Source organism: Kineococcus gypseus (genome assembly GCF_050871305.1).
GTDB lineage: Bacteria > Actinomycetota > Actinomycetes > Actinomycetales > Kineococcaceae > Kineococcus > Kineococcus gypseus.
This window is the reverse complement of sequence record NZ_JBJLRD010000009.1, coordinates 58,610-84,487: the sequence shown is the minus strand read 5'-3', so window position 1 is coordinate 84,487 and position 25,878 is coordinate 58,610. Positions and strand designations below refer to the sequence as shown.

At 78.4% G+C, this 25,878-nt stretch carries 24 protein-coding genes, 1 tRNA gene and 1 riboswitch; of the genes, 14 read left to right on the top strand and 11 right to left on the bottom strand.

Annotated elements, in window-relative coordinates; all coding sequences use genetic code 11:
• Positions 1-89 precede the first annotated feature (89 nt).
• Positions 90-1,046 carry a LysR family transcriptional regulator gene (locus ACRYMN_RS05230; protein ID WP_432492689.1) on the top strand — a complete coding sequence of 319 codons (957 nt, stop codon included), beginning with the start codon at positions 90-92 and terminating at the stop codon, positions 1,044-1,046.
• Here the strand turns inward: ACRYMN_RS05230 and ACRYMN_RS05225 are convergent.
• The 5 genes from ACRYMN_RS05225 to ACRYMN_RS05205 all read right to left on the bottom strand — a co-directional run bounded on the left by ACRYMN_RS05225 (position 968) and on the right by ACRYMN_RS05205 (position 6,100).
• Positions 968-1,675 carry a thiaminase II/PqqC family protein gene (locus ACRYMN_RS05225; protein WP_432492687.1) on the bottom strand — a complete coding sequence of 236 codons (708 nt, stop codon included), beginning with the start codon at positions 1,673-1,675 and terminating at the stop codon, positions 968-970. The two genes, ACRYMN_RS05230 and ACRYMN_RS05225, sit on opposite strands and share 79 nt — an antisense overlap.
• Positions 1,672-2,499 (bottom strand): bifunctional hydroxymethylpyrimidine kinase/phosphomethylpyrimidine kinase, encoded by an 828-nt coding sequence (gene thiD / locus ACRYMN_RS05220; RefSeq protein WP_432492685.1) that lies wholly within the window; start codon positions 2,497-2,499, stop codon positions 1,672-1,674. Before thiD ends, ACRYMN_RS05225 begins: the two co-directional genes overlap by 4 nt.
• The gene (gene thiE / locus ACRYMN_RS05215; protein ID WP_432492683.1) at positions 2,496-3,164 is read right to left on the bottom strand and encodes a thiamine phosphate synthase; all 669 of its coding nucleotides are present in this window, start codon (positions 3,162-3,164) and stop codon (positions 2,496-2,498) included. The genes thiD and thiE overlap by 4 nt, the downstream gene beginning before the upstream one ends.
• Positions 3,161-3,991: a hydroxyethylthiazole kinase gene (gene thiM / locus ACRYMN_RS05210; protein ID WP_432492681.1), complete on the bottom strand. Its 831-nt coding sequence runs from the start codon at positions 3,989-3,991 to the stop codon at positions 3,161-3,163. Before thiM ends, thiE begins: the two co-directional genes overlap by 4 nt.
• A riboswitch (TPP riboswitch) is annotated at positions 3,984-4,077 on the bottom strand. It overlaps the preceding gene by 8 nt.
• Before the next feature lie 64 nt (positions 4,078-4,141).
• Positions 4,142-6,100 (bottom strand): GGDEF domain-containing protein, encoded by a 1,959-nt coding sequence (locus ACRYMN_RS05205; protein ID WP_432492679.1) that lies wholly within the window; start codon positions 6,098-6,100, stop codon positions 4,142-4,144.
• Positions 6,101-6,373: 273 nt separating this feature from the next.
• Between ACRYMN_RS05205 and ACRYMN_RS05200 the strand changes: the two genes are divergently transcribed.
• From ACRYMN_RS05200 to ACRYMN_RS05185, 4 genes are read left to right on the top strand one after another with little or no spacing between them, the layout of a single operon-like run.
• Positions 6,374-6,760: a response regulator gene (locus tag ACRYMN_RS05200; protein ID WP_432492677.1), complete on the top strand. Its 387-nt coding sequence runs from the start codon at positions 6,374-6,376 to the stop codon at positions 6,758-6,760.
• Positions 6,757-9,732: a response regulator gene (locus ACRYMN_RS05195; protein WP_432492675.1), complete on the top strand. Its 2,976-nt coding sequence runs from the start codon at positions 6,757-6,759 to the stop codon at positions 9,730-9,732. Before ACRYMN_RS05200 ends, ACRYMN_RS05195 begins: the two co-directional genes overlap by 4 nt.
• Complete coding sequence (locus ACRYMN_RS05190; protein ID WP_432492673.1) at positions 9,729-11,096, top strand: sensor histidine kinase; 1,368 nt, start codon at positions 9,729-9,731, stop codon at positions 11,094-11,096. The genes ACRYMN_RS05195 and ACRYMN_RS05190 overlap by 4 nt, the downstream gene beginning before the upstream one ends.
• Positions 11,093-11,539: a DUF4383 domain-containing protein gene (locus ACRYMN_RS05185; protein ID WP_432492671.1), complete on the top strand. Its 447-nt coding sequence runs from the start codon at positions 11,093-11,095 to the stop codon at positions 11,537-11,539. The genes ACRYMN_RS05190 and ACRYMN_RS05185 overlap by 4 nt, the downstream gene beginning before the upstream one ends.
• 315 nt (positions 11,540-11,854) lie before the next feature.
• On the opposite strand, the gene ACRYMN_RS05180 is transcribed toward ACRYMN_RS05185, so the two are convergent.
• Positions 11,855-12,859 (bottom strand): glycoside hydrolase family 88 protein, encoded by a 1,005-nt coding sequence (locus ACRYMN_RS05180; protein WP_432492669.1) that lies wholly within the window; start codon positions 12,857-12,859, stop codon positions 11,855-11,857.
• A 222-nt stretch (positions 12,860-13,081) separates the two neighbouring features.
• Between ACRYMN_RS05180 and ACRYMN_RS05175 the strand changes: the two genes are divergently transcribed.
• On the top strand, positions 13,082-13,288 hold the full coding sequence (locus ACRYMN_RS05175; protein WP_432492667.1) for a hypothetical protein: 207 nt from the start codon (positions 13,082-13,084) through the stop codon (positions 13,286-13,288).
• An 18-nt stretch (positions 13,289-13,306) separates the two neighbouring features.
• Here the strand turns inward: ACRYMN_RS05175 and ACRYMN_RS05170 are convergent, their stop codons facing one another.
• Positions 13,307-13,759, bottom strand: a complete 453-nt coding sequence (locus ACRYMN_RS05170; protein ID WP_432492665.1) for a GNAT family N-acetyltransferase — start codon at positions 13,757-13,759, stop codon at positions 13,307-13,309.
• 193 nt (positions 13,760-13,952) lie between these two features.
• Here ACRYMN_RS05170 and ACRYMN_RS05165 point away from each other — a divergent pair, with 193 nt between their 5' ends.
• Positions 13,953-14,189 (top strand): hypothetical protein, encoded by a 237-nt coding sequence (locus ACRYMN_RS05165; protein WP_432492663.1) that lies wholly within the window; start codon positions 13,953-13,955, stop codon positions 14,187-14,189.
• A gap of 76 nt (positions 14,190-14,265) precedes the next feature.
• Here ACRYMN_RS05165 and ACRYMN_RS05160 read toward each other — a convergent pair whose 3' ends face one another.
• Complete coding sequence (locus tag ACRYMN_RS05160) at positions 14,266-15,024, bottom strand: LmeA family phospholipid-binding protein (protein WP_432492661.1); 759 nt, start codon at positions 15,022-15,024, stop codon at positions 14,266-14,268.
• 57 nt (positions 15,025-15,081) lie between these two features.
• The gene (gene aqpZ / locus ACRYMN_RS05155; protein ID WP_432492739.1) at positions 15,082-15,891 is read right to left on the bottom strand and encodes an aquaporin Z; all 810 of its coding nucleotides are present in this window, start codon (positions 15,889-15,891) and stop codon (positions 15,082-15,084) included.
• A gap of 410 nt (positions 15,892-16,301) precedes the next feature.
• Between aqpZ and trxA the strand changes: the two genes are divergently transcribed.
• Together trxA and ACRYMN_RS05145 are read left to right on the top strand one after the other, a co-directional pair.
• Positions 16,302-16,757, top strand: a complete 456-nt coding sequence (gene trxA, locus ACRYMN_RS05150; RefSeq protein ID WP_432492659.1) for a thioredoxin — start codon at positions 16,302-16,304, stop codon at positions 16,755-16,757.
• A 233-nt stretch (positions 16,758-16,990) separates the two neighbouring features.
• A complete protein-coding gene (locus tag ACRYMN_RS05145) occupies positions 16,991-18,769 on the top strand; it encodes an ATP-binding SpoIIE family protein phosphatase (RefSeq protein ID WP_432492657.1) in 1,779 nt (592 codons plus the stop codon).
• Positions 18,770-18,811: 42 nt separating this feature from the next.
• Here the strand turns inward: ACRYMN_RS05145 and ACRYMN_RS05140 are convergent, their stop codons facing one another.
• Positions 18,812-20,155, bottom strand: a complete 1,344-nt coding sequence (locus tag ACRYMN_RS05140) for an APC family permease (RefSeq protein WP_432492655.1) — start codon at positions 20,153-20,155, stop codon at positions 18,812-18,814.
• Between the two features lie 79 nt (positions 20,156-20,234).
• Complete coding sequence (locus ACRYMN_RS05135; RefSeq protein ID WP_432492653.1) at positions 20,235-21,077, bottom strand: SDR family oxidoreductase; 843 nt, start codon at positions 21,075-21,077, stop codon at positions 20,235-20,237.
• A 76-nt stretch (positions 21,078-21,153) separates the two neighbouring features.
• Here ACRYMN_RS05135 and ACRYMN_RS05130 point away from each other — a divergent pair, with 76 nt between their 5' ends.
• The 5 genes from ACRYMN_RS05130 (at position 21,154) to ACRYMN_RS05110 (ending at position 25,871) form a co-directional block, all read left to right on the top strand.
• Complete coding sequence (locus ACRYMN_RS05130) at positions 21,154-23,745, top strand: AAA family ATPase (RefSeq protein ID WP_432492651.1); 2,592 nt, start codon at positions 21,154-21,156, stop codon at positions 23,743-23,745.
• A 78-nt stretch (positions 23,746-23,823) separates the two neighbouring features.
• Complete coding sequence (locus ACRYMN_RS05125; protein ID WP_432492649.1) at positions 23,824-24,270, top strand: cupin domain-containing protein; 447 nt, start codon at positions 23,824-23,826, stop codon at positions 24,268-24,270.
• Positions 24,271-24,381: 111 nt separating this feature from the next.
• Positions 24,382-24,454 (top strand) — tRNA-Lys (locus tag ACRYMN_RS05120).
• Positions 24,455-24,551: 97 nt separating this feature from the next.
• The gene (locus ACRYMN_RS05115) at positions 24,552-25,130 is read left to right on the top strand and encodes a hypothetical protein (protein ID WP_432492647.1); all 579 of its coding nucleotides are present in this window, start codon (positions 24,552-24,554) and stop codon (positions 25,128-25,130) included.
• Between the two features lie 102 nt (positions 25,131-25,232).
• Positions 25,233-25,871, top strand: coding sequence for a TetR/AcrR family transcriptional regulator (locus tag ACRYMN_RS05110; protein WP_432492737.1), 639 nt, complete (start codon positions 25,233-25,235; stop codon positions 25,869-25,871).
• Positions 25,872-25,878 lie beyond the last annotated feature (7 nt).

Sequence of the window (25,878 nt, the reverse complement as noted above, 5' to 3'; positions counted from 1 at the left end):
TGCGGACGCGGGACAGCGCAGCGGACGGGAGCGCGGTCCGTCCAATGCATAGACTCACCGCTCACATACGCACCACGCATGGAGGTCCGGTGGACGTCGACGCGCTGCGGGCCCTGCTCGCCGTCCTGGACGGCGGAGGTTTCGGCGCCGCCGCCGCGGACCTGGGCATCTCGCAGCCCTCGGTCAGCCGCCGCGTCGCCCGCATCGAGGCCGAGGCGGGCTGCGAGCTGGTCGACCGCTCCGCCCGCCCGCCGCGCCCCACGCCGGCGGGCGCCCTGGTCGTCGAGCACTACCGCGCCGCGGTGGATGCCGTGGACCGCGCCGCCCGGCGCCTGCGCGAGCACCACGACGACCCCCCGCCGCTGCGCGTGGGGTACGTGCCCTCCGCCGCGCGCGGCTGGACGGCACGCCTGCTGGCCGCGGCGGCCGGCGCGCGGGTCGGCGTGGAGCTGCGCGCCCTGACCACCGGGCAGCAGGTGCCCGCGCTGCTCACCGGCGAGCTGCACGCGGGACTGCTCAGGCCGGCGTCCAGCGGGCAGCGCCTGACGGGCCTGGCGCTGCGCCTGCTGGCGCGCAACCCGCTGGTCGCGCTCGTCCCCGTCGCCCACCGGCTGGCGGGCGGTCCCGCCCTGACCCGCGCGGACCTGGCCGGTGAACCGCTCGTCCTGCACCCGCGCGCGCAGGCACCGGGGCTGCGGCGCGGCATCGACCTCTGGCTCGGGGCGGCGGACGGACGGGCCGGCGACGTGCACGAGGCGTGGGACCTGCCCACCGCGGTCTCCCTCGTCGAGGCGGGCGCCGGGATCGCCCTGCTCATCGCTCCCCCGCCGCCGCGCTCGCCGCGGTGCGTGCCCGTCGCGCTGCGTGCCGCCCCCTCGTTCGACCTGTGCCTGGCCGGCGGCGACGACCCGCGGGTGGCCCGCCTGGCCGACGCGCTCGCGCCGCGCCCCGCCACCGGCCGGGCGGGTCAGGCCGGGACGGGCGCCGTCAGCGGCAGCGACCAGCCCTCGCGGTCCAGGGCCGTCTCCCAGAAGAGGAACTCGTAGCGGGTGGCGGTGGCGAACGCCTCGTGCAGCGGCGCGGGGTCGCCCGCGGCGGCGGCGGCCTCGTCGGCCAGGCGGCGGGCGGTGGCCACCGAGGCGTGGAAGCCCTCGGCGTCGTAGGCGGCGATCCAGCGCGCGTAGGGGTGCTCGGCGCCGGCGTCGAGGACGGCCGCCGCCGAGCCGGCCAGGCGGCGCGCGACGTCGGCGTAGACCCAGAAGCAGGGCAGCACCGCCGCGACGGCCACCGCGTACGGGGCGGTGGCCGCGGTGGCCACCAGGTAGGAGACGTAGCCCTGCGTGGTGGGCGAGGCGAGCACCGCTCCCCCGCCCGCCGCCTCGGACGGCGGCAGCGCCCCGGAGCCGAGCAGGTCCGCGTGCAGGGCGGTCTCGACGACGGCAGCGCCCTGCGCGGAGGAGGCCCAGAACGCGGCCGCCGCCACGTCGGGGGCGCGCGCGGCCAGCAGCGCCAGCGCCCGCCCGTACCCGGCCAGGTACAGCGCGTCCTGCTCCAGGTAGTGGCGGAAGACCGCCGGGTCCAGGGTGCCGGCGCCCAGCTCGCGCAGGAAGCGGCAGCCGTCGATCGCGGCGCGCAGGTGCGCGGTGCGCGCCCACGCCTCGTCGGTGAAGCTCACGGGCGCTGCTCCCGGTGGTGGGCGAAGAAGTGGTCCAGGGGGCCGTTGCCGGAGCCGACGCGCAGGGCGTCGGCCGCGGCGAGCGCGCCCTGCAGGTGGTCGCGCGCCTCCTGCACGAGCGGCAGCCAGCTCGCCGGGACGCCCTCGCCGCGCGCAGCGACGGCGGTGATCGCCGAGGAGAGGGTGCAGCCGGTGCCGTGGGTGCTGCGGGTGCGCAGCCGGGGGCGCGCGACGCGGTGGGTGCCGCCGGGCTCGGCGAGCACGTCGACGCTCTCCTCGCCGTGCAGGTGCCCGCCCTTGAGCAGCACCGCGGTGCCGGTGCGCCGCATCAGCTCCTCGGCCTGGGCGGCGACCTCCTCCTCGTCGCGGGCCGGCTCGGCGCCCAGCAGCACCGCCGCCTCGGGCACGTTGGGGGTGACCAGGTCCGCCAGCGGCACGAGCTCGTCGCGCACGGCCGCGACCGCGGAGGCGTCCAGCAGCCGGTCGCCGCTGGTGGCGACCATGACGGGGTCCACCACGAGCGGGCCGGGGCGGCGCTCGCGCAGCACGGCGGCCACCGCCCGGGTGATCGCCGCGTCGGCGAGCATCCCGGTCTTGGTGGCGTGGACGGTCACGTCGTCGAGCAGCACCTCCAGCTGCTCGCGCACGAACGCGGCGGGCACCACGTGCACGGCGGCGACGCCGCGGGTGCTCTGCGCGGTCAGCGCGGTGAGCACGGCGGTGCCGTAGGCGCCGAGCGCGCCGAACGTCTTCAGGTCCGCCTGCACGCCCGCTCCCCCGCTGGGGTCGCTGCCGGCCACGCTCAAGGCGACGCGCGCGCTCACCGGGCCACCCCCGCACCGGACGGCGCGGCCCACGCGGCGCGCAGGGCTGAGGCGGCCGCGCGCGGGTCGGGCGCCGCGCACACCGCGGAGACGACGCAGACCCCGGCCACGCCGGTGCCGCGCAGCTCGTGCAGGTTCGCGGCGCCGATCCCGCCGATGGCCACGCACGGGGTGCCGGCGGCGGCCTCGACGACGGCGCGCACGCCCCCGGCGCCCAGGGGGGCGGCCGCGTCGGTCTTGGTGGGCGTGGCGTGCACGGGCCCGACGCCGAGGTGGTCCACGACGCCGGGGGGCACCGCGCGCGCCTGCTCGACGGTGGAGACGGACAGGCCCAGCAGCATCTGCGGGCCGAGCAGGCGGCGCACGTCCTCGGCGGGCAGGTCGGACTGGCCCAGGTGCACGCCGTCGGCGCCGGCGACCAGCGCGACGTCCACGGCGTCGTCCACCAGCAGCGGCACGCCGGTGCCCTCCAGCACCTCCTGCACCGCGCGCACCAGGGCCAGCAGGTCGCGGTCGCTCGCGCCCTTCTCGCGCACCTGCACCGCGTCCACCCCGCCGGCGACGGCGGCGCGCACCACGGCGGGCACCCCGCGCGGCCCGCACAGCGCGCTGTCGGTGACCAGGTACAGCGACGGGACGCGCGTGGACGGCACGCGCGCGCTCACGCGAGCCGCCCGCCGCGCTCGACGTCGGCGCGCAGCGCGGCGGCGTCCACGGCGTCGAGCTCGTCGACCCACGCGACGGCGAAGGAGCCGGGCCCGCCGGCGCGGGCGGCGGCGCGCTCGGCGGCCAGCGCCACGTGGGCGTGCGCGGTCACCGCCCCCAGCAGCGGGTCGCCGGCCGCGGCGGTGCACGCGGCGACCAGCGCGCCCAGCGCGCAGCCGGCGCCGGTGGTGCGCGTCAGCAGCGGGGAGCCGCCGCGCACGCGCACCTCGCGCCCGCCGTGCACGAGGACGTCCACCTCGCCGGAGACGGCCACGACGCCGCCGGTGCGCTCGGCGAGGCGGTGCGCGGCGGCCAGGGCGTCCTCGGCGCCGGCGGTGGAGTCCACCCCGCGCCCGCCGGTGCCGGAGCCCTCCAGGCCCAGCACCTCGGAGGCGTTGGCGCGCACCACGTCCGGGCGGTGCTGCAGCAGCTCGCGGGCCACCGAGGTGCGGAAGGCCAGCCCGCCGACGGCCACGGGGTCCAGCACCCACGGGGTGCCGGCCCCGCGCGCCGCCTCGGCCGCCAGCGCCATGGCGCGGGCCCGCTCGTCGTCCAGGGTGCCGACGTTGACCAGCACCGCGGAGGCCAGGCGCGCGAACTGCGCGGCCTCGCGGGGGTTGTCGACCATCGCGGGCGCGGCACCGGCGGCCAGCAGCACGTTCGCGGTGATCGTGGTGACCACCGAGTTCGTCAGGCACTGCACCAGCGGGTGCTCGCGGGCGACGGCGTCGCGGACGTCCGCGACCTGCTGCGCGCTCGGGCGCGCGGGGGTACTGACGGCTCCCACGCCGTGACATCCCTTCGTCAGCACTACCTGCGTCAGGTTCGACGGGTGTGATCTCAGCCCCTCGCGGGGCACCCCGTGTCGGTCGCGAACCTAGCACCGGCGCGGCGCGCCCCCGGGAGGGGGCGGGAGGGGCGGGGAGGGCGGGGGCGGCTAGCGCGCGACGGCGCCGGGCAGGGCGACGTCGCTGACGACGGTGGTGTCGCGCCCGGCGGCCTTGCCCTCGTACAGCGCCAGGTCGGCCAGGGCGATCACCTCGGCGGCGCTGAGGCCGGGCTGCCACTGCGCGACGCCGATCGTGCACGTCTGCCCGCGCGGGACGACGGCGCGGATGCGGTCGGCCACGGCGCGCGCCCCGGCGGCGCTGCACCCGGGCAGCGCCAGGACGAACTCCTCCCCGCCCCAGCGCGCCAGGGTGTCCACCTCGCGCAGGCACCCGGAGGCGGCGGTGGCGAACTCCTGCAGCAGCGCGTCGCCGGCCAGGTGGCCCTGCGTGTCGTTGTAGCGCTTGAAGTGGTCCAGGTCGACCAGGCAGAAGGACAGCGGCAGCCCCGAGCGCACGGCGCGGGCGATCTCCTGCGCGGTCGTCTCGTCCCAGCGGCGCCGGTTGGCCAGCCCCGTCAGCGGGTCGCGCTCGGCGGCCAGCGCCAGCTGGGTGAGCAGGTCGGCGCGCTCGATGCCGTGCGCGGCCTCCAGCGCCAGCACGGACACCAGCGCCCGCGCGGGGGCCGGCAGCTCCGCCAGGGGCTCGCGCCAGCACATGACGAGCAGCCCGGCGGTGCGCCCGCCCGCGGTGGTGATCGGCTGGTGGGCCGCCGAGGCGGCGCCGGGGAGGGCGGGCGGGCCGACCTCGAAGCGCGGCTCGCCGCTGCGGAACGCCTCGGTGAGCGCGCCCCCCTCGCCCGCGGGCACGGAGAGGGCGGTGGCGCCCTCGCCCCACACGGCGCGGGTGACCAGCGCGCCGCGCCCGTCGGGCTCGACCAGGTGCACCGCGTCGGCGCCGGTGGTGCGGGCGGTCACCTCGCACAGCACCTCGCGGGCGTCCTCGGCGGCGTTGAGGGAGCGCAGCGCCCCGCTGAGCAGCTCGGCGCTCTCGGCCTGCCGGCGCGACTCCTCCGCGCGGGCGCGCACGTCGGCCAGCAGCGCGTCGCGCTCGTCGCGGCCCAGGGCGAGCACGAGGCCGATGACGGCCGTCACGCACGCGAAGGCCTGCACCACCAGGGCGCGCAGCGCCGGGTCGGCCACGCCGGCGAACGGGCCGTGGCCGAGCAGGGTGGGCACGACGGCGGCGGTGCCGGTGAGCAGGCAGTGCCACACGACGGTGCGGCTGCAGCAGCGCAGCGCCGCCCACACGGTCAGCACGGGCAGCAGGAAGACCAGCGAGAGGCCGCCCACGGGCGCGAACTGCGCCGCGTACGCGGCGGCGGTCAGCGCGAAGACCGCGGTGCCCTCGGCCCAGCGGGGGCGCTCGGCACCGGCCGGGCGCGCGGCGCGCGGCGCGCAGCGCCCGCTGCCGGCGGCCAGGCGCAGGCCCGCGCACGAGAGCAGCAGCACGCTCAGGCCGTTGCGCGCCACCCACACCGGCAGGTCCAGCCACGTCGCGCGCCCGGCGTCCCACCAGGCGGCGGTGGGCCCGATCAGCGCGCCGGCGAGCACGGCCACGCCCACGGCGGCCAGCAGCCGCACCAGCGCGCGCACCCCCAGCAGCGGCCGGGCCGGGCCGGCGCCGGGGCACCAGCGGCGCAGCAGGGCGGTGAAGAGGAGCGTCTGCACCACGACCGCGGCGCTGGCGGAGGCGGCCACGAGGCCGGTGGCGCCGGTGTGCAGGTGCACGAGGACGCTGACGGCCGCCAGCAGCGCCGCGTCCAGGGCGCGGGCGAGGGGGCGGCGCGGGGCGGCGAACCACACGGCCGCCAGCCCGGAGCCGGCCGAGACGAGCGCGAGGGCACCGCCGTCGGGGACGGTGTGCCGGCTCAGCAGCAGCCCGGCGCCGGAGGCGGCGGCCCAGCCGGCCGAGGCCAGCGCGGTGCGCAGCGCGGCGCGCGGGGCACGGTGCGGGGCACGGTGCGGGGCGGCGCGCGGGGCACGGGGAGCGACGCCGGGGTGGTGCACGTCGGTCGTCCTCTCGCTCGGTCGTGGGACCGGCGCGGAGGCGGCTCGCTGCCGAACCGCGCCGTGGTGGTCTTCGGAGCCGGACGCGGCGGTCTTGAGCACGGTGGTCACCGTCGGTGAGCACGCGCCCGGCCGGCGGCACCGTCCCGGTCCACGCGTCGTCGCTGGGCGTTCAACCCCGGGCCCGCCGGTGCCGATGCCCCCCGGGGCGGGGACGGCGTCGCTGTGGACCCGCACGAGAACCGCACGAGACGAACCCCGGAGGGACCCGACATGGCCAAGGTGCTGGTCGTCGAGGACGACGCGGACATCCGCACGCTGCTCGACCTGCGGCTGCGCGCCGCCGGGCACCGGGTGCTGGGCGCCGGTTCCGCCGCGGAGGCGCGCGCGGTGCTGGACGAGCGCGGCGCGCCGGACGTGCTGGTCAGCGACGTGACCCTGCCGGGCACCACGGGCCTGGAGATGGTGCGCGAGCTGCGCGCCGACGAGCGCTTCGCGGGCCTGCCGGTGGTCTTCCTCAGCGGGCGCGTGCAGCCGGCCGACATCGAGGCCGGGCGCGCGCTGGGGGCGGTGTACCTGACGAAGCCGGTCGTGCTGAGCGCGCTGTGCTCGGCGATCGAGCAGGCCCTGGTCCCCGCCGGCACCAGCACCGGCTGGTGAGCGCCCGGCGGGCGGCGCCCCGGCCCCCCTGGTCGGTGGCCCGGGTCCTCACCGCGGGCCTGGTCCTGGCGCTGGCGGCGCTGCTGCTCGTGGGCGGCAGCGCCTACGCGCGCATCCACGCCCTGGTCGCCCAGGGCGCGCGGGTCGAGCGCACCCACGCCGACCTCGACGGCATCGCCGAGCTGCGCGTGCTGCTGCGCGACGCCGAGCGCGGCCAGCGCGGCTACGTCATCACCGGGCGCGAGTACTACCTGGAGCCGTACGAGGCCGCCGTCGACGACATCGACCCGGCCGTGCGCGAGCTGGCCGCGCGCACCGGCGGCACCGCCGCCGGCGCCGAGGCCAACGCCCGGGTGCGCGAGGCGGTCGAGGCCAAGCTGTCCGAGATGGCCGCGACCATCGAGCTGCGCCGCACCGCCGGCTTCGAGGCCGCCCGCGAGGTCATCGCGACCGACGCCGGGCGCAGGGCCATGCGCCGCACCACCGCCGCCCTGGACGAGCTGGAGGCCTCCGAGCGCGAGCTGCTGGCCGCCCAGCAGGGCGTCGCGGCCGCCGACGCCGCCCGCACCCGCGCCGTCATCGTGCTCGGCACCGCCGGTTCGGTGCTGCTGCTGGCGCTGGGCACCACCTGGGTGGTGCGCCGCCTGGTGCGCCCCGTGCAGCGGGTGGCCGCCGCCGCCGAGCAGCTGGCCGCCGGGCGGGTCGACCGCACCGCCGCGCTGGGCGGTCCCGCGGAGATCGTCGCCGTCGGCGAGGCGGTGAACACCGCGCTGGAGGCGCTGGTCTCCGCGCGCGACAAGGCCGTCGAGGCGGACCGGGCCAAGTCGGCGTTCCTGGCGACGATGAGCCACGAGGTGCGCACCCCGATGAACGCCGTGGTCGGGATGACCGACCTGCTGCTGCAGAGCCCGCTGAGCGAGCAGCAGCGCGAGCTGGCCGAGACGGTGCGCGACAGCGGCGACGCGCTGCTGCTCGTCATCGACGAGGTGCTGGACTTCTCGCAGCTGCAGTCCGGCAGCCTGCGCCTGGCCGACGAGCCGTTCGAGGTGCGCGCCTGCGTCGAGGCCGCCGCCGGCGCGGTGCGCCAGGACGCCGCCGGCAAGGGCCTGGAGCTGCTCGTGGACGTCGCCGCCGCGGTGCCGGCGGTGGTGCGCGGTGACGCGGCCCGGCTGCAGCAGGTCCTGGTGCACCTGCTGCGCAACGCCGTGGCGCACACCTGGCGCGGCGAGGTGGCCCTCGACGTGGCCCTCGACGCGGCTCCCGCCGTGACCCCCGCCGTGACCCCCGCCGTCGCTCCCGCCGGCGCGGGTGCGCCGCCGGTGCTGCGCTTCTCGGTGCGCGACACGGGCACGGGCATCCCCGCCGCCGAGGTGGCGCGGTTGTTCCGCTCCTTCGCCCCGCGCGACCCGTACGACCCGCGCGGCGGGGTGGGCCTGGGCCTGGCGATCTGCGCGGGGCTGGCCGGGGCGATGGGCGGTGCGCTGGGCGTGGACAGCACCCCCGGCGTCGGCTCGACCTTCGCGCTGCGCGTGCCGCTGGCCGAGGCGGCCACCGCGCCGGCCGCGCCGGCGCACCCGCGCGCCGAGCTGGCCGGGCGCGAGCTGCTCGTGGTGGACGACAACGCCACCAACCGCCGCGTGCTGGAGCTGCAGCTGCGCGGCTGGGGCGCCACCTGCACCGGCGTGGCCGGGGCCGGGGAGGCGCTGGCGCTGGTGGCCGCGGGCCGCACCTTCGACGGCGCGCTGGTGGACATGCACATGCCCGGCACCGACGGCGAGCAGCTGGCCACCGCGCTGCGCGCGCTGCCGGCCGGGCGGGAGCTGCCGCTGCTGCTGCTGACCAGCGGGCAGCGCCACCCCTCGGGCGCGGCGGCCGGCGCCGTCGACGCCGTGCTGAGCAAGCCGGTGCGCGCCGCCGAGCTGGAGCGGGCGCTGCGCGAGCTGCTCACCGGCCCGGCGCGCACCCCGCGCACCGGCGCACCCGCGACCGGTGCACCCGCGACCGGTGCGGCCGCCGCGAGCATCGCGGGCGGGGACGCCCCCGCGCGCGCCGGCGCCCCGCTGCGGGTGCTGCTCGCCGAGGACAACCCGGTCAACCAGAAGGTCGCGCAGCTGCTGCTGGCGCGCTTCGGCCACGACGTCGACACCGTCGCCGACGGCCGGCAGGCGCTGGAGGCGGTGCGCGCGCGGCGCTACGACGTGGTCCTCATGGACCTGCACATGCCGGTGCTGGACGGCGTGCGCGCCACCCGGCTGATCCGCGAGGAGGTGCCCGCCGAGCACCAGCCGCGCATCGTGGCCCTGACGGCCAGCGTGCTGTCCGAGGACCGCGAGGCGTGCCGGGCGGCGGGCATGGACGACCACCTCACCAAGCCCGTGCGCGCCCGCGAGCTGCAGGCCGCCCTGGCCGGCACCCGCGCGGCGGGCGCACCGGCGCACGCGCCCGCCGACGCGCCGGCCCACGCACCGGTCGAGGCGCCGGTCGAGGCGCCGGTCGAGGCGCCGGTCGAGGCGCCGGTCGAGGCGCCGGTGGAGGTGCCGGCGCTCGCGGTGCCGCTGGAGGTGCCGCTGGAGGTGGCGGTGCGCGCCCGCATCGCCGACCTGGGCGGGGCGGACACCGACGCCGACCGCGCCCTGTTCGCCCAGCTGCTCACCTCGTTCGTCCAGCGCGCCCCGGGCGCGGTGGAGGAGCTGGGCCGGGCGCTGGACGGCGGGGACGCGCGCGAGGTGGAGACGCGCGCGCACGCCCTGAAGGGCTCGGCGGCCAACCTCGGCGCCGAGCGCCTGGCCGGGCTGTGCGCCGCGCTGGAGGAGGACGCCCGCGCCGACCGGCCACCGGCGGCGGGGCGGCTGGAGGCCCTGCGGCAGGAGGTGGAGCGCACGTGCGCGACGTTCGGCGCGCTGGCGGAGGAGTTCGCCGCCGCGGTGGACCCGGGCGCGGCGGTGGCGGTGGACGGGCCGGTGGGCTGGTGAGCGCCGGGGTGGTCCCGCTCGCGCTGGGCGCGGCGGCCTCCGGCGCGGCCGCCCTCGCCGGGCTGGCCCTGGTGCGCGTGCGCACCGAGCGCGACGCGCTGCGCGAGCGGGTGCGCGCCCAGGCCGCGGCCGCCGAGGAGCGCGAGCGCTTCACGGCGGCGGTGCTCGACGGCACCGGCGCCGGCGTCGTCGTCGTCGACCCCGACGGGCGCCCGGTGCTGCTCAACGCCACCGCCCGCGCCTGGCACGGCCTGGACGCCGACGCCGACCCCGGCGCCCTGGACGCCGCCGGGCGCGACGGCTCCTGCGTCGTGCTCGGCCCGGACGGCGCCACGGCGCTGCCCGCGCACCGCGTGCCGGTGCAGCGCGCGCTGCGCGAGGGCTTCGTGCAGGACCTCGAGGTCGTCGTCGCGGTCGCCGGGCGCCGCCCGCGGCGCCTGGCGTGCTCCGGGCGCGTGGTGCGCGCCGCGGACGGCACCGTCCTGGGCGCGGTCGCGGTCATGCACGACGTGACCGCCGAGCGCGCCCGCGAGCAGGCCCTGGTGGCCGCCCACGTGGAGCTGGCCCAGCGCACCCAGGAGCTCGCCGACCGCGGCGAGGAGCTGGAGCGCTCCAACACCGAGCTGGAGCAGTTCGCCGGCGTCGCCAGCCACGACCTCAGCTCGCCGCTGGCGGTGGTCTCCGGCTACCTGGAGCTGATCGGGGACGTGCACGGCGAGGCCCTGGGCGAGCAGGGCCGCGAGTGGGTGCGCACCGCCCGGCGCGGCGTGGAGCGCATGACGGACCTGATGGACTCGCTGCTGCGCGCCTCGCGCACCGGCGGCGCGGTGCGCGCCGAGCGCACCGAGCTGGCGGAGGTGGCGCGCCTGGCCGTGCACGACCTCGACGCGGCCGTGCGCGCGGCCGGCGCGGTCGTGGAGGTGCCCGCGGACCTGCCCGAGGTGCACGCGGACCCGGTGCTGCTGCGCCAGCTGCTGCAGAACCTCGTCGGCAACGCCGTGAAGTACCGCGACGAGCGCCGCCCGTGCGCGGTGCGCGTCGGCGCCGCCCCCGACGGCGACGGCGGCTGGGAGGTCGCCGTGGCGGACAACGGCATCGGCATCCCCGCCGAGCACCGCGAGCGCGTGTTCGAGATGCACGTGCAGGTGGACCCCGCCGCGCGCGAGGGGCACGGCATCGGGCTGGCCACGTGCCGGCGGATCGTGGCCCGCCACGGCGGCACCATCCGCGTCGAGGGCACGCCCGGCGGGGGCACGACGGTGCGCTTCACGCTGCCGCGCCGCGCGGCGCTCGCTCCGGGCGCGGCGGGCCCGGGCGGCGCGGCGGTTTCAGCCGGTGCCGCCCGGGGCACCTGGAGTGCATGAGCCTGAACACGGCGGGCAAGGCGGGGGTGCAGCGGCCGCGCACCACGGCGGGGCAGCACCTGTCGCTGATCGTGGGCGTCCTGCTGGTCCTGCTGGGCCTGGGCGGGTTCCTGGTGACCGGCTTCGGCGACGTCACGGGCGGCACCCACGAGCAGCAGGTGATCGGTTTCGCCGTGAACCCGCTGGCGAACGTGCTGCACCTGGTGCTGGGGGCGCTGGGCCTGCTGGCCCGCACCGGCGCGCGCCGGGCGCGCGGGTACGGGCTGCTGCTGGTGGCCGCCGGGATCGCGCTGTTCGCGTACTCGGCCACCGCCGACGTCAACGTCCTCAACGCCAACTGGCCCACGAGCACGGTGCACCTGCTGCTCGCCTTCGCCGGTGCGGTGATCGCGTTCGTCCCGGTGCGCGCGAGCACGCTGCCCAGCACGGCCGAGCTGGACTGACCGGCCGAGCGGGACCGACCGGACCGGACCGCGCGGGCCGGGGCGCCGGTCCGCACCCCGGCCCGCGCGCGACGGGTCGGGCGCTCGCGTCGCCCGCCCGCCGCGCCTGCTCCCGCGAGGCCGTGAGGTGCTCGCGCGAACCGCGGTCGCCGCAGGGGCCGGGCCACACGTCCCAGCCGGCCCTGGTGGAGATCACCGGCTCGTCGTCGCCGACGTCGTGCCAGAGACCCGGCGGGACCGCCGGCAGCAGCGGGCCGCTGCGCCCGCAGCGGCGGTGGGGCACGGAGTCGTAGCGGTCGGGGGCCGGCAGGCAGCTCACGCCCCGGGACCCTGGGGGAGCCCCGCCGCGCGCCGCTCGGCCGCCACGGCGAGCAGGTGGAAGGCCTGCGCCTCGGCGGAGACGCCGGGGCCCTCGAAGGCCGGCGCCCCGCACACCCCGGTGACCAGCCCGTCGTCGTCCACGTGCTCGCGCGCCGCGGCCAGCAGCTCGCGCCCGGTCGCGGCCGCGTCCGCGCCCAGCCAGCCGTCGGCCGCCCCCGTCAGCAGCGCGTACGCCAGCATCTGCGCCACGTTCACCTCGGGGAACGAGGCGGGGTCGTCGAGCACGTCGCCGAAGGTGCCGTCGGGGCGGCGGTGGCGCAGGCACGCGTCGAGGACCTCGCGCGCGTGCGCGGCCAGCGGCTCGCGGTGCCGCCCGGCGTCCTCGCCCAGCAGGTGCAGGGTGCGGGCGATCGCGGCGACGACCCAGCCGTTGCCGGTGCCCCAGGCGCGCGCGTCGGCCAGCGCGCCGGCGTCCTCGTCCCAGCGCGCCGCGTAGAGCCCGCGCTCGTCCTGCAGGCGCCGGCGGTGCCCCTCGAGCTGGGCCAGCGCCTCGGGCAGGTGCCCGGCACCGGCCAGGGCGGGCACGACCATGTAGACGGTGTCCGCCCACACCTGCCGGCCGCCGGCGAGGTGGAACAGGGTGCCGTCGTCGGCGCGCGGGCACTCGTGCAGCAGCCAGCGCAGCTGGCGCTCGTGGGCGGCGGCCAGCACGGGGTCGCCGCCGGAGCGCGCGGCGAGCGCGACGGCCTCCAGGGCGGCGCCGCTGTTGACCAGGCCGGGTTCGTCCACGTCGGCCAGGCGCCCGTCGCTCGCCTGCAGCAGCACCGCCCCGCGCGCGGCGGCGCGGGCCAGGGCGTGCTCGCCGAGGTCGATGAGGGCGTGCGAGACGACGCCCTGCTCCCAGGACCGCCGCTGCAGGGCCAGCACCGCGCCCAGCACCCGCCGGGTGACCTCGTCGTGCGCGTCGGGTCCGCCCGGCTCGTCCCGCTCGCCCCGCACCACGGCCCCTCCCCCGCTCGCACCGCCGCCGCTGCCGCTGCCGCTGCCGCCGGGCGAGCCTGGCAGCGCCGCCGGGCGGGCGCCAGCGGGCGGGGCGGGCGGTGGCGGGCGGGGGTGGGTCGGGTGGACCACGGAGGGGTCCGCCGATCGGAGGGGTTCGCCGGCGCGGACCGGACCCGGCCGGGCGAGGCGCCGGGCGCGCCAGCGGGGCACCCTGGGGGCATGGCGAACAGCACTGGACCGCGCTCGACCGCCGGCGCCCGCTGGGGCGTCGGCCTCGCCCTGGCGACCGCCCTGGCCCTGACCCTCGGGAGCGCGCTGGGCAGCGCGCCGGTGGCGCTGGCCGTGGGCCTCGCCGTCGCGGTGGCCGTGGGGCTGCTGCCCACCGGCGGGCGCGGCGGGCGCCGCCCCGGCGCTGACCGGCGCTGAGCGGGGTCGAGCCGCGCCTCAGCCGCCGGCGGGCCGCGGCGGGATCCGCCCGAGCCAGTCGCCCACGACGGTGCTCATCCCGCCGGCCTCCGGGGTGAACCCGAGCCGCTCGTAGAACCCGCGCGCGTGCTCGGTCCACAACCCGACGTGCTGGCCGGGCACGGTCTGGAGCAGCCGGCGCACCACGGCGGTGGCCAGGCCGCGGTGGCGGTGCGCCGAGGAGGTCCACACGTCGACGAGGTAGGCGTTGCACACGCCGTCGCTGAGCAGGCGCCCCATGGACACCACCGCCGCGCGGCCGGCCCCGCCCGGCGGTGCGTCGTCGAGCGCGAGGACGACCGCGTGCGAGTTCTCGCACGAGCGCTGCAGCTGCGCGGGGGTGCGGCCGTTGGAGAACCGGTCGGCGCGCAGGGCCAGGTCCAGCGCGTCCCAGTCGACGTCGTCCAGGCGTGAGGTGAACCGCGGTGCCACGGGGGCAGGGTGACCCCGGCGGCCCCGGCGGCGCCAGGGGGTCGCGCGCCGGGGGACCCGCGACGCCGGCGCCCGGGCGGGGGCGAGGTCGCGGGCGCAGCGCACCGGGAACGGCGCGCGCTCCGGGTGCGCGCCGGTGGCGGCCGGGGCAGGGTGGGGGCGTCAGCAGTAGATCCCGCAGGAGGAGGAGACCGTGCAGATCCCCAAGGAGCTGATCCTCCAGCTCATCCGGGAGAAGTTCAACGACGACGGCAAGGCGCAGCAGGCCGACTCCGAGCTGCCCGGCCAGGTCGACACCGATCAGCACGCCGACCTGCTCGGCAAGTTCGGCGTGGAGCCGTCCGAGCTCATCGCCAAGTTCACCGGCGGCGGTGGCGGCGACCAGGGCGGCGGCGGCCTCGGCGGCCTGGCCGGCAAGATCGGCCTCTGACGCAGCAGCTCCCCCCGCGCCCCCGGACCGCACCGGTCCGGGGGCGCGGTGCGTCCGGGCCCGACCGGGCGGGGGGTCAGCCCAGCGGCACGGAGGAGGCCAGGACCGTCCCGCGCGCCCGCACGCCGGTGCCGGTGACCTCCAGGGACTCCACGCGCGCCTGCTCGGGCACCTCCTCCAGCGCCACGGTCCAGCCGTCGGCCAGGTCCACCCCGGCCGAGCGCAGCAGCTGCCGCGCGCGCCCCAGGGCCACCTCCTGGCCGGCCGCGCGCGCCGAGACCGGCACCAGGCGCACCACCCCGTCCTCCAAGCGCGGCTCCACCACCAGGGCGAGGTCGACGCCGAAGCCGAGCACGCCCACCGTCGTGGTGGCCCGCACGTCGTCGCCGTCGCGCGAGAGCACCACGTCCAGGGAGCCGGTGTCGACCCGCCCGGCCAGCTCGCCGAAGTCCACGTCGGCGCGGAAGGTCCCCGCGGCCACGTCGGCGGTGCCGGTGCGGCCCACCAGGGAGCGCAGCGGGGCGCGCACGGCGGGCAGGTCCACCCTCAGCTCGTCGAGCACGAGGTCCTCGCCGGGCACCCGCGCCGCGGCGAGGGAGACGTCCTCGTAGCGCCCGCGCAGCACCTGCAGCAGGAACGAGCCGCCCGCGACGGTGACCTCCGGGCGCTGCGGCAGCCCCAGGCGCTGCTGCACCTCGCGCTCGGCGCGGCCGGTGGCCCAGGCGCGGGCGGCCAGGTCCGCGCCGACGAGCACGACGGCCAGCACCACCAGCACCGCGACGGCCCGCACGGCGCGGGCGGCGCGGGCTGCCGAGCTGCTGCGGGGGCGCGTCACGGGCCCACTGTGCCGCAGGCGGCGGTCGCGGCACCGCGGTGGGCGCCGCGCGGGCCGTCAGCGGAAGGGTTCGGGCTCGGCGCGCTCGTCGGCGGTGGAGGTGAGGTCGACGGTGCTGTCGTGGGCGTCGGTGGCGGCGAGGTCGACGGCCTGCCCCTCGCGGGCGGCGGCGACGGTGCCCTCGTCGCCGGTGAGGAACCGGTAGGCCAGCCCGGCCAGCGCGGCGCCGGCCAGCGGCGCGAGCCAGAACAGCCACAGCTGCTCCAGCGCGAGGCCTCCGGCGAACAGGGCCGGGCCGGTGGAGCGCGCGGGGTTCACCGAGGTGTTCGTCACCGGGATGCTCACCAGGTGGATCAGCGTCAGGGCCAGGCCGATGGCCAGCGGCCCGAACCCCTGCGGGGCGCGGCGGTCGGTGGCCCCGAGGATGACGAGCAGGAAGAACGCGGTGAAGACGACCTCGGCGACCAGCGCCGCGCCCAGGGAGTACCCGCCGGGTGACCCCTCGCCCCAGCCGTTGGCGGCGAAACCGTCGCCGGTGGTGAAACCGTCCGCGCCGGAGGCGATGGCGTACAGGACCGCGGCGGCGGCGATCGCGGCGAGGACCTGCACCACCACGTACGGCAGCACGTCGCGCGCGGGGGTGCGCCGGGCCAGGAACAGCCCGAGGGTGACGGCGGGGTTGAAGTGCCCGCCGGACAGGTGGCCGAACGCGTAGGCCATCGTCAGCACCGAGAGCCCGAACGCCAGGGAGACGCCGAGCAGGCCGATGCCCACGTCGGGGAACGAGGCGGCCAGCACGGCGCTGCCGCAGCCGGTGAGCACCAGCCAGAACGTTCCGAGGGCCTCGGCGGTCAGCCGCCGGGACAGGGTGCTGGGCACGAGAACCGCCTCCGTTGCTCGAACGACGTCCTGCCGGACAGGATTCCGCTACGCAGCGTCGAGAGGAAGGGCCCTCGTGTGAACTCCGTGTCACGGCAGGGTCCTGCCGGTGCGGTGGTGCACGGACTCGGGGCCGGTCCCGGCGACGGGCCTCCGGGGCGGGGGGACGTGTCGGTCCGGCGCACCGCCGAAGAGGCCGCCACGGCTGCGCAGGGCCTGGACGACCTCGAGCGCACGGTGCGCTGCTCCTGCGGCGACCTCAGCGCCCGCGACCACCCGTGGCAGGTGGTCCCCTCCGGCGCGTCCCAGGCGGTGGAGGTCGCGCGGCTGATCGGCGCACCCGCGCGGGGAGGCGGGGGAGCGGGAAGGTGGAGGGGGCGCGCGTGGTTGCACCCGGCATGAGCACTCAGACCCTGACCCTGGAGACGCACGACGACACCGTCAAGGACGGCATCGTCCTGATCGACTTCTGGGCCGAGTGGTGCGGCCCGTGCAAGCAGTTCGGGCCGGTGTTCGAGCGCGCTTCGGAGAAGCACAGCGACATCGCGTTCACCAAGGTGGACACCGAGGACCAGCAGCAGCTGGCGATGCGCTACGGCATCACCTCGATCCCCACGCTGGTGGCCTACCGCGACGGCATCCCCGTCTTCGGCCAGGCCGGCGCCCTGCCCGAGCAGGCGCTGGAGCAGCTCATCGAGCAGGTGCGCGCGCTCGACATGGACACCGTCAAGCAGCAGTACGCCCAGGCGATGGAGCAGCAGCGCGCCCAGCAGCAGGCCGAGGCGGACCGCGCCGCGCAGGCCCAGCGCACCGGCACCGGCGTGCGCGCCGGCACCGACCCCGCGGCGTTCTGAGCCCCGGGCGCCGAGCCGTCCCGCCGTTCCCGGCGCCCTCCGACCCCACGGCCCCGTCCCCTCGCCCGGGGGGCGGGGCCGTCGTCGCGACACCCCCCGCGGCGGGGTGCTCCTGACCGCTCGTGCCGATCGTGCTCGCAGCGGCACGTCGCGCTCGCGCTGGGCGCCCCGGTGGTGCACCCTGCCAGCGAGCGCACCGCGCTCCTCGTCCCCGGCAGCCGGCGGAGGCCCCGGTGAGCGCACTCCCGGACACGCCCCGGCCCGGCCCCGCGCCGGGCGCGCTCTCGCTGCGGCTGACGCGGGCGGCGTCCCTGGAGGACGTGGAGCTGGCCGTGTGCGAGGAGGGCCCGGCGGCGCTGGGCGCCGACGACGTGGGTCTGGCCTCGGCCGAGGGCGGCGGCTGGCGCCTGGCCGGCGGGGCCCGCTCCGGGGAGGTCTTCCGCACCGGGCTGGCGGTGGTGGCGCACGACAGCCCGCTGCCGGTGTGCCGGGTCGCGCGCACCGGCGAGGTGCTCGTGCTGGCGGACCCGGCGGCGCTCGCGGCGCTGGAGCCGGCGGTGCGCGGGGCGCTGGCGCGCACCGGGCGGCGCGCGTGGGTGCTGCTGCCGCTGGCCGACGGCGGCGAGCCGGTCGGGGCGCTGGCGCTGGCCTGGGACGAGGAGCGCTCCCCCGCGCCCGGTGAGCTGGAACTGCTGGGCGCGCACGCGGCGCAGTGCGCGCAGGCCCTGGCGCGGGTGCTGGCCGAGCGCGAGCGGCACACCGCGGCGCTGGCGGTGCAGGGCATGGCGCAGGCGCTGCAGCGCAGCCTGCTGACCCGCCCGCCGGTGCGCGAGGGGCTGGACGTGGCGGTGCGCTACCGCCCCGCCGCCCGCGACGCGGAGGTCGGCGGGGACTGGTTCGACGCGTTCACCACCCGCTCCGGCGGCACGGTGCTCGTGGTCGGCGACGTCTCCGGGCACGACCAGGAGGCGGCCGGGGCGATGAGCCAGGTGCGCAACCTGCTGCGCGGCATCGCCTACGACGGCGACGACCGCCCGGTGGAGCTGCTGGCGCGCCTGGACCGGGTGATGGCCGGGCTGGACCTGAGCGCGCTGGCCACGGCGGTGCTGGCCGAGGTGGCCCCGCCGACGGCGGGGGTGGCCGGGCGCACGCTGCGCTGGGCCAACGCCGGGCACGTGCCGCCGGTGCTGCGCCGCGCCGACGGCTCGGTGCAGCGCCTGGCCTCCAGCGACGACCTGCTGCTGGGCCTGGACACCGGGTGCGCGCGCCACGAGCACGCGGTGGACCTCTTCCCCGGCGACCTGGTGGTGCTCTACACCGACGGGGTCGTCGAGCGGCGCGGCGCGGACCTCGACGAGGGCATCGCGGAGCTGGCCCGCTCGCTGACGGGCCCGGACGGGCGCGACGCCGGTTCGTGGGCCGACGCGGTGCTGGACCGCGCCCACGGCGGCCCGGACGACGACGCGGCGGTGCTGGTCGCCCACGTCGCGCCCGTCGCGCCCGTCGCCGCCACCCCCGCGGCCGACGCCGGGGCGGGCGCGGGCGGTCGCCGGGGCGGCGCTGGGGGCGGCGCTGGGGACGGCGCGGCGGACGGGGCGGGGGCGGTGCTGGACGTGACGCTGCCGGCGGACCCGCGCTGCGCGCACGAGGCGCGGCGCCTGACGCGCGGGTGCTGCCACCGCGCGGGGCTGCCGGAGGACGTGGCCGACACCGCGGTGCTGCTGACGAGCGAGCTGGTCTCCAACGCGATCCTGCACGGGCGCAGCGAGGCGCGGCTGCGGGTGCGGGCCTCCGCCGGCGACGTGCACGTGGAGGTCAGCGACGACAACGACCGGCTGCCGGTGCTGCAGGCGCCCGACGACGAGGCGCTCAGCGGGCGCGGGGTGGGGCTGCTGCAGGCGGCCGCCACGCGCTGGGGGGCGCGGGCGGCGGGGCTGGGCAAGGTGGTGTGGTTCGACCTCGACGCCGCGCGCACCACGGACGGCGCGGGCGCAGCGGCGGCCGGGCGCTGAGGCGCCCGGCCGCCGCGCGGGGGTCCGGAGGGGTCCTGCGGGTCAGCGCCCGGCGCGGGCGCGCTGGTCGGCGGGCACGGCGCGGCGGGTCACCGCGTACAGCACGGCGCCGATCGCCAGCAGCACCGCGGCGCGTAGCCACACGTCGGCCTCCTGCTGGGTGAGCAGCACGACGCAGGAGACGACGCCGAGCACCGGTACCACGGCCGGGGCCTTGAAGTGCCGGTGCTCCACGCGGTCGCGGCGCAGGACCAGCACGGCGACGTTGGTGCTGATGAAGACGACGAGCAGCAGCAGCACGACGGTGGCGGCCAGGTCGCCCAGGTCGCCGGTCAGGCACAGCACCATGGAGATGAGGGTGGTCACCACGATCGCCACCCACGGGGTGCGCCGGCCGGGCAGGACGCGGGAGAGCACCTTCGGCAGCAGCCCCTCCTCGGCCATGCCGTAGGTCAGGCGGCTGCACATGATGGCGGTGAGCAGGGCGCCGTTGGCGACCGCGACGAGCGCGATGAGCGAGTACAGCCAGTCCGGCAGGCCGACGTCGGCGACGCGCACGACCTCCAGCAGCGGGCCGGTGGAGTCGGCGATGGTCGCCGGCGCCACGGCCGCCGAGACGGCCAGGCCCACGAGCACGTACACGACGCCGGCGACGGCCAGGCCGCCGAAGAGCGCGCGCGGGTAGGTGCGGGCCGGGTCGATGGCCTCCTCCGCGACGTTGGCGGAGGTCTCGAAGCCGACGAAGGAGTAGAAGGCGACGACGGCCGCGGCCAGGACGCCCGCCGCGGCCGATTGCCCGGGCGCGAACTCGACCACTCGAGCGGCGTCGCCGTCGCCGCGGCCGAGCACCACCACGGCCAGCGCCACGACGAGCAGCAGCCCGCCGACCTCGACGACGGTCATGACGACGTTGGCGCGCAACGAGTCCTTGATGCCGCGCGCGTTCAGCAGCGCCACCGCCACGAGGAACACGAGCGCCACCGGCAGCGCCGGCAGGTCCACCAGGGCCCCGAGGTAGTCGCCGGCGAAGGCCAGCGAGAGCCCCGCCACGCTCGTCACGCCCGCCGCGAGCATCGAGAAGCCCACGAGGAACGAGACCAGCGGGCGGCGGAAGGCGCGCTGCGCGAAGACCGCCGCACCGCCGGCCCGGGGGTACTTCGTGACCAGCTCGGCGTAGGAGGCGGCCGTCAGCAGCGCCAGCAGCAGCGCCACCGCCAGCGGCACCCAGATCGCGCCGCCGACCTCACCGGCCAGCTCACCGACCAGGGCGTAGATCCCGGCGCCGAGGACGTCGCCGAGGATGAAGAGGAACAGCAGCTTGCCGCTGATCGCGCGTCTGAGGCCGGTGACCTGGACCTCCGGGGTGGTCCCCGTGCGTGTGCTCACCCGCGATGCCTACCGCCCCCGGCGCCCCCCGGCACCTCGGAGCCACCGCGCGGCCACCCCGGCGACACCCGGCCGGGGCTCACACACCGAGACCGCGGGCCCACAGCGCGTCGAGGGCGCGCGCCGGCAGCAGCGCCTTGAGCACCGGCAGCGCGCGGGCGTCCCTGCCCACGGGGGTGCGCGGGCGCACCCGCGGGCGGGTCAGTTCCCGCTCGACGGCGGCGGCGACGCGCTCGGGCGGCTGGGCGCCGCCCCGCAGCCGGGCGAGCAGGCGGCGCTCGCCGGCGAAGTGCGGCGCGTACAGCGCGCGGTGCTCCGGCGAGAGGCCGGCCTCGAGCTCGTCGAGGACCGCGTCCATGCGGCGCCACGGGTCGGTGGCGGTCACGCCCGGCTCGACCAGGGCCACCTGGACGCCGAAGGGGCGCAGCTCCACGCGCAGGCAGTCGGCGACGGCCTCCAGGGCGGACTTCGAGGCGTTGTAGACGCCGGTGAAGGGGAAGGAGACGCGACCGTTGACGGAGGAGATGAACACCACGCGGCCCCGGGCCTCCCGCAGCCGCGGCAGCAGCGCCCGCGTCAGCGCGAGCGGGCCGACGACGTTGACGTCGAACTGGCGCTGCACGTCGGCGCGCGAGAGCGTCTCCACCGGCCCGGCAGCGGCGTACCCGGCGTTGTGCACGAGCGCGTCGAGCCGCTCGGGCAGCACGTCCTCGAGCGCGGCGACGTGCCCGGGGACGGTGACGTCGAGCTCGACCGGGGTGAGCAGGCCGGCTCCCCGGACGGGCTCCTCGGCGAGCTCCTTCGCGGCGACGTCGGTGCGGACGCCGCCGAACACGTGCCAGCCGCGGCGGGCGAGGTGGACGGCGGTGGCGCGGCCGATGCCTCGGCCGGCGCCGGTGACGAGGACGGTTCGCGTGCTCATGCACCGACGGTGGCGCGCGCCGGCGGCGGTGCCGCGAGTGGTGCGGTACTCGAACGCGCCTGGCTAGCCTGGTCCGGTGGAGCGGTCGTGGCCGCTGGCCGGCCGGGACGACGAGCTGCGCGCGGTCGCGGCGGCCGTGCGGCCGGGCGCGGCCGGCGTCGTGGTGGCGGGCCCGGCCGGGGTGGGCAAGACCCGCCTGGCCCGCGAGGCGCTGGCCCTGCCCGCCCGGCGCGGGGCGCGGGTGCTGTGGGCGCACGGCAGCGCCGCGGCCCGCCCGCTGCCCCTGGGCGCCTTCGCCGGCCTGCTCGACGTCCCCGACGACGTCCCCGACACCGGTCCGGAGGCCGGTGCCGCCGACACCGTCGGCCGGGCGCTGGAGCGGCTGGCGCGGCAGCGGCCGCTGGTGCTCGTCGTCGACGACGCGCACCTGCTCGATCAGCACTCCGCGCTCGTGCTGCACCGGGTGGTGCTGCGGCGCCTGGCGCCGGCGCTGGTGACCCTGCGCTCGGGGGAGGCGGCCCCGGACGTGGTGACGTCGCTGTGGAAGGACGAGCACCTGCCGCGCCTGGACCTGGACCCGCTGGACGTCGCGGCGACCACGCAGCTGCTCGCGCGGGTGCTCGGCGGCCCGGTCGAGGTGGCCTCGGCGCACCGGCTGTGGGCCCTGACGCGCGGCAGCCCGCTGTTCCTGCGGCACCTGCTGGCCGGGGAGGTGGCCGCGCACCGCTTCACCGCCGCGTCCGGCACCTGGCGCTGGGCCGACCGGCCGCACCTGACCCCGCAGCTGGCCGACCTGCTCGAGCGCGAGATCGGCGCCCTGACGCCGGGGGTGCGCGACGTCGTGGACGTGGTGGCGCTGGCCGAGCCGGTGGCGCTGCACGCGCTGTGCGCGCTGACCTCGCCCGCCGACGTGGAGGAGGCCGAGGGCCGCGGCCTGGTGCGCACCGACGGCGCTCTGGCGCGGCTGGCGCACCCGCTGTACGGGGAGGTGCGCCGCGCCGCGGCCGGTGCGCTGCGCGCGCGCCGCCTGCGCGGGCGGGTGGCCCTCACGCTCGACCCGGCGGCGGACCCGATCCCGCGCGCGGTGCTGGTGCTCGACTCCGACCTGCCCGCGGACCCGGCGCTGTTCCTGCGCGCGGCCGAGGCGGCCACCCGGCTGCACGACCTGCCGCTGGCCGAGCGGCTGGCGCGCGCGGCCGCGCGCACCGGCGAGCCCGCCGCCCTGCTCGTGCACGCCGCGGCGCTGTCGTGGCTCAGCCGCGGCGAGGAGGCCGAGGCGATCCTCGTGGACCTGGCCGCGCGCGCTCCGCACGCCGCGGTGCGCGCGATGGCGCAGCTGCACCGCACCGGGAACCTGCTGTGGACGATGGCCCGCCCCGGGGACGCCCGCCGGGCGCTGGACGCGGCCGGCGCCACCGGTGCCCTGCCCCTGCACGTCGCGGGGATGTCCCTGGCCGTGGCCGCCTCCCTCGGCGAGCTGGGCGACGTGCTCGAGCGCGGCCCGCGCCTGCTGCGCGAGGCGCTGCCCGACGACCTGGCGCGCGTCCTGGCCGCCTCGGCGGTCTCCGCGGCGAGCGCCGTCACCGGGCGGGCGCAGCTGCTGGAGCAGGCCGCCGCCGTCGGCGGGCTCGACGCCGGGCACGTGCCCGCCGTCGTGCCCGTGTTCGGGCTGGTGGACTCCCAGGTGCTCGGGCACCGGCTGGCGGGCTCGCCGCAGCGCGCCGCCGAGCGGGTGCGCGCCGTGCGCGCCGCCTCCGCGGACCTGCCGGGCCCGGCGCGGTGGATGGGGCTGGTCGTCGCCGGGCACGCCGCCCTGGCCGCCGGCCGGCTGCGCGACGCGCTGGAGCTGCTGCGCGAGGCGTGGGCGGGGCTGGCGGACTCCGGGCACGAGTTCCGCTTCCGCTGCCGCACCCTGCTGGCCACGGCGCTGGGGCAGGCCGGCGAGGCGGGACCGGCCGCTCCCCTGCTGACCGGCCTGCTGGCCGGCCTCACCGCCGAACAGCACCCCGCCTACCGCGTCTACGCACCCGACGACCTGCTCGCGCGCGCCTGGGGTGCCGCCGCCGAGGGCGCCACCACCGAGGCGGTCGCGTACGCCGGCGCCGCGGCCGAGCTGGCCCGCGCGGACGGCGCCGACGCCTACGAGGTGCTCGCCCGCCAGAGCGCCGTCCAGTTCGGCGACGCGGGCGCGGCGCTGGCGCGCCTGAGCGCCCTGGCCCCCCTCAGCCCCCGGGCCTCCCTCGCCGCCACCCACGCCCACGCCCTCGCCGCGCAGGACGGCGAGGCGCTGCACCGGGCCGCGCTGGACTGGGAGCGCCTCGGCGACCTCGTCGCCGCCGGCGACGCCGCCGCGCAGGCCGCCGACGCGCACCGCCGCGGCGGGCGGCAGGGCTCGGCGCTGACCGCCGCCGCGCTCGCGGAGGCGCTGGCCGCCCGCTCCGGCGCCCGCACCCCCGCCCTGGCCAGCGCGCTGCGCCCGCTGCCGCTGAGCGCCCGCGAGCGCGAGGTCGTCGTCCTCGCCGCGCGGGGCCTGTCGAACCGCGCCATCGCCGAACGGCTGACGGTCTCCGTGCGCACCGTCGAGGGCCACCTGTACCGCGCCGGCCACAAGCTCGGCGTCCCCGAGCGGACCGCGCTCGCCGACGTCCTCGGCCTGGAACTCGGGTAGCCCACCACTCGTCCCCGCGCCGCTCCCCCGCCGCAGGCTGTCGGCACCCCAGGACAGCACCCGAGGACAGGAGGAGCCGTGAGCGCCACCCACGTCCGGCCCGGGGAGGGCCGGCACCACCACATGATCGACGGCGACCACGTCGTCAAGGCCGCCGTGCACGACCCCGGCGGGACCTTCGAGGTCTTCGAGGTCGTCGCACCCGGCATGCCGGCCGCGCCCCCGCACGTCTCGCCGTGGAGCGGGGTGCTCTACCTGCTGGAAGGCCGGATCACCGCCCTCGTCGACGGAACCGGCTACGACCTCGAGCCCGGCGGGCTCGTCGTCGTCCCCGCCGGCACGCCGGCCACCTTCGAGGTCCACGGCGAGCAGGCCCGGTTCCTGGCGATCACCTCCGGCGACGCCGCCGGGCGCTTCTTCGCCGACTTCGCCCGCTCCGTCCCCGCCGACCGCCCCGTCGAGCAGTCGATGGCGGCGATCCTGTCCGTCTCCCAGCGGCACGGGGTGGCGCTCGCGGTCGGGTGACCCGCGGCGCCGGTGGGCGCGGGGCAGGTCGCGCGGGGGCTGGTGGATCGGGCGGTCCACCGGCCCCCGCGCGCCGGCGTCTGAGAGGATGCTGCCCGGGCGCTCGCGCCCGGGCCTCTAGCTCAACTGGCAGAGCAGCGGACTTTTAATCCGCGGGTTCAGGGTTCGAGCCCCTGGGGGCCCACCCGCTCGACCTGCGTGGATGCCGGCTCCGCAGCATCGACGAGCAGGCTCGACGGCAAGGCGGGTCCACTTCCACCGGCGTCGACGAGGGGTCTGCCGTGCCGCTCCAGGAGAACGCTGCACCGCTGTGCCTGTGCGGTTGCGGGGAAAGCCCTGCCAGCGCACGGGCGCGGTACCGACCCGGGCACGACGCCCGGCACGCCGGTCAGGTCGCCCGGGCGATCCGGCGCGAGCCGGATCGGCGCAAGGAGCTCCTCATGACGCTGCCGTCCGAGCAGTTGCGCGCGAAGGCGACGAGCAGCGCTGCCTGCGGTGAGCGGTCCTCGGCCGAACCGGTCGCTCCGCACTCAGCCGTAGGCCTCGTCATGGGCCGTCATGAGGTGACCGATCTGCCAGGCGAGGACCGCGGCGGCGATGACAGACACGCCCCGCAGTGCAACGACACCCACCGCTGCCCATCCTGCAGCTTGCGGACGACGATCACCAAGATGCCTACGATGCAGGCGGCGTCGACGACGAGGAGCAGCATCGCGGCGATGGATCCCCCGGCGGCCATGAGCCGTGCTCTCGTCACCGATCACCTCAGCGGCACCGCCGCGCCGCAGCGGCTGCTCCTCGGACCGCACAGCGATTCCCTGCGGAAGGCAGCCCGCACAGCGATCCCCCTGTGCGACTGACGGCACGATCAGACATCGGCCGTCGCGACGAGCACCACGGCGTCCGGTCGACGGTCGTCAGCGTGCGGCCAGCGGTACCGTCGAGCCGTGGAGAAGGGGACGGTGGTTGCTGCGGCGTCGGCGTACCACCGCCAGGTGGCTGCAGAGAAGCGGGCGTCGATCTTGGCTGCCGCCACTCGCCTGTTCGTCGGGTCCGGTCACGCGGGTACGTCCTTGGCGGCGGTGGCCGCTGAGGCCAACGTGTCGAAGGCCACCCTCTTCAAGCAGTTCCCCACGAAGGCCGCGCTCTTCGACGCCATCGTCCGGGACTACTGGGCCGCTGAAGACGGCGCGGCGAGCCAGCCCGACACGGGCGACCTCCGACGTGGACCGGCGACGATCGGGCACCGGTACGTGGCTCTGCTCACCCGTCCGGGGATGGCGGACCTGTTCCGCACCGTCATGGCGGAGCTGCCGCGCTTCCCCGGGTTCGGCCAGACCCACTTCGACCTGGGCGAGCAACCCTTCTACGACTCGGTCGTGAGGTACCTGCTCGCCGAGCGGTCGGCGGGCACCGCTGAGGTCGCCGACGTGGACATCGCGGCCACCGAGTTCTTGGGCATGGTCTCCAACCACGTCCTGTGGCCCGAGATGCTCCTGCTCGACTGGGCCCGTACGCCTGAGTCGACGGTTCGCACCGTCGAGGAAGCGGCGCTGACGATGCACGCGCGGTACGGAGCCTCGAGGGACGCTCGTCCCTGAGCCCGTG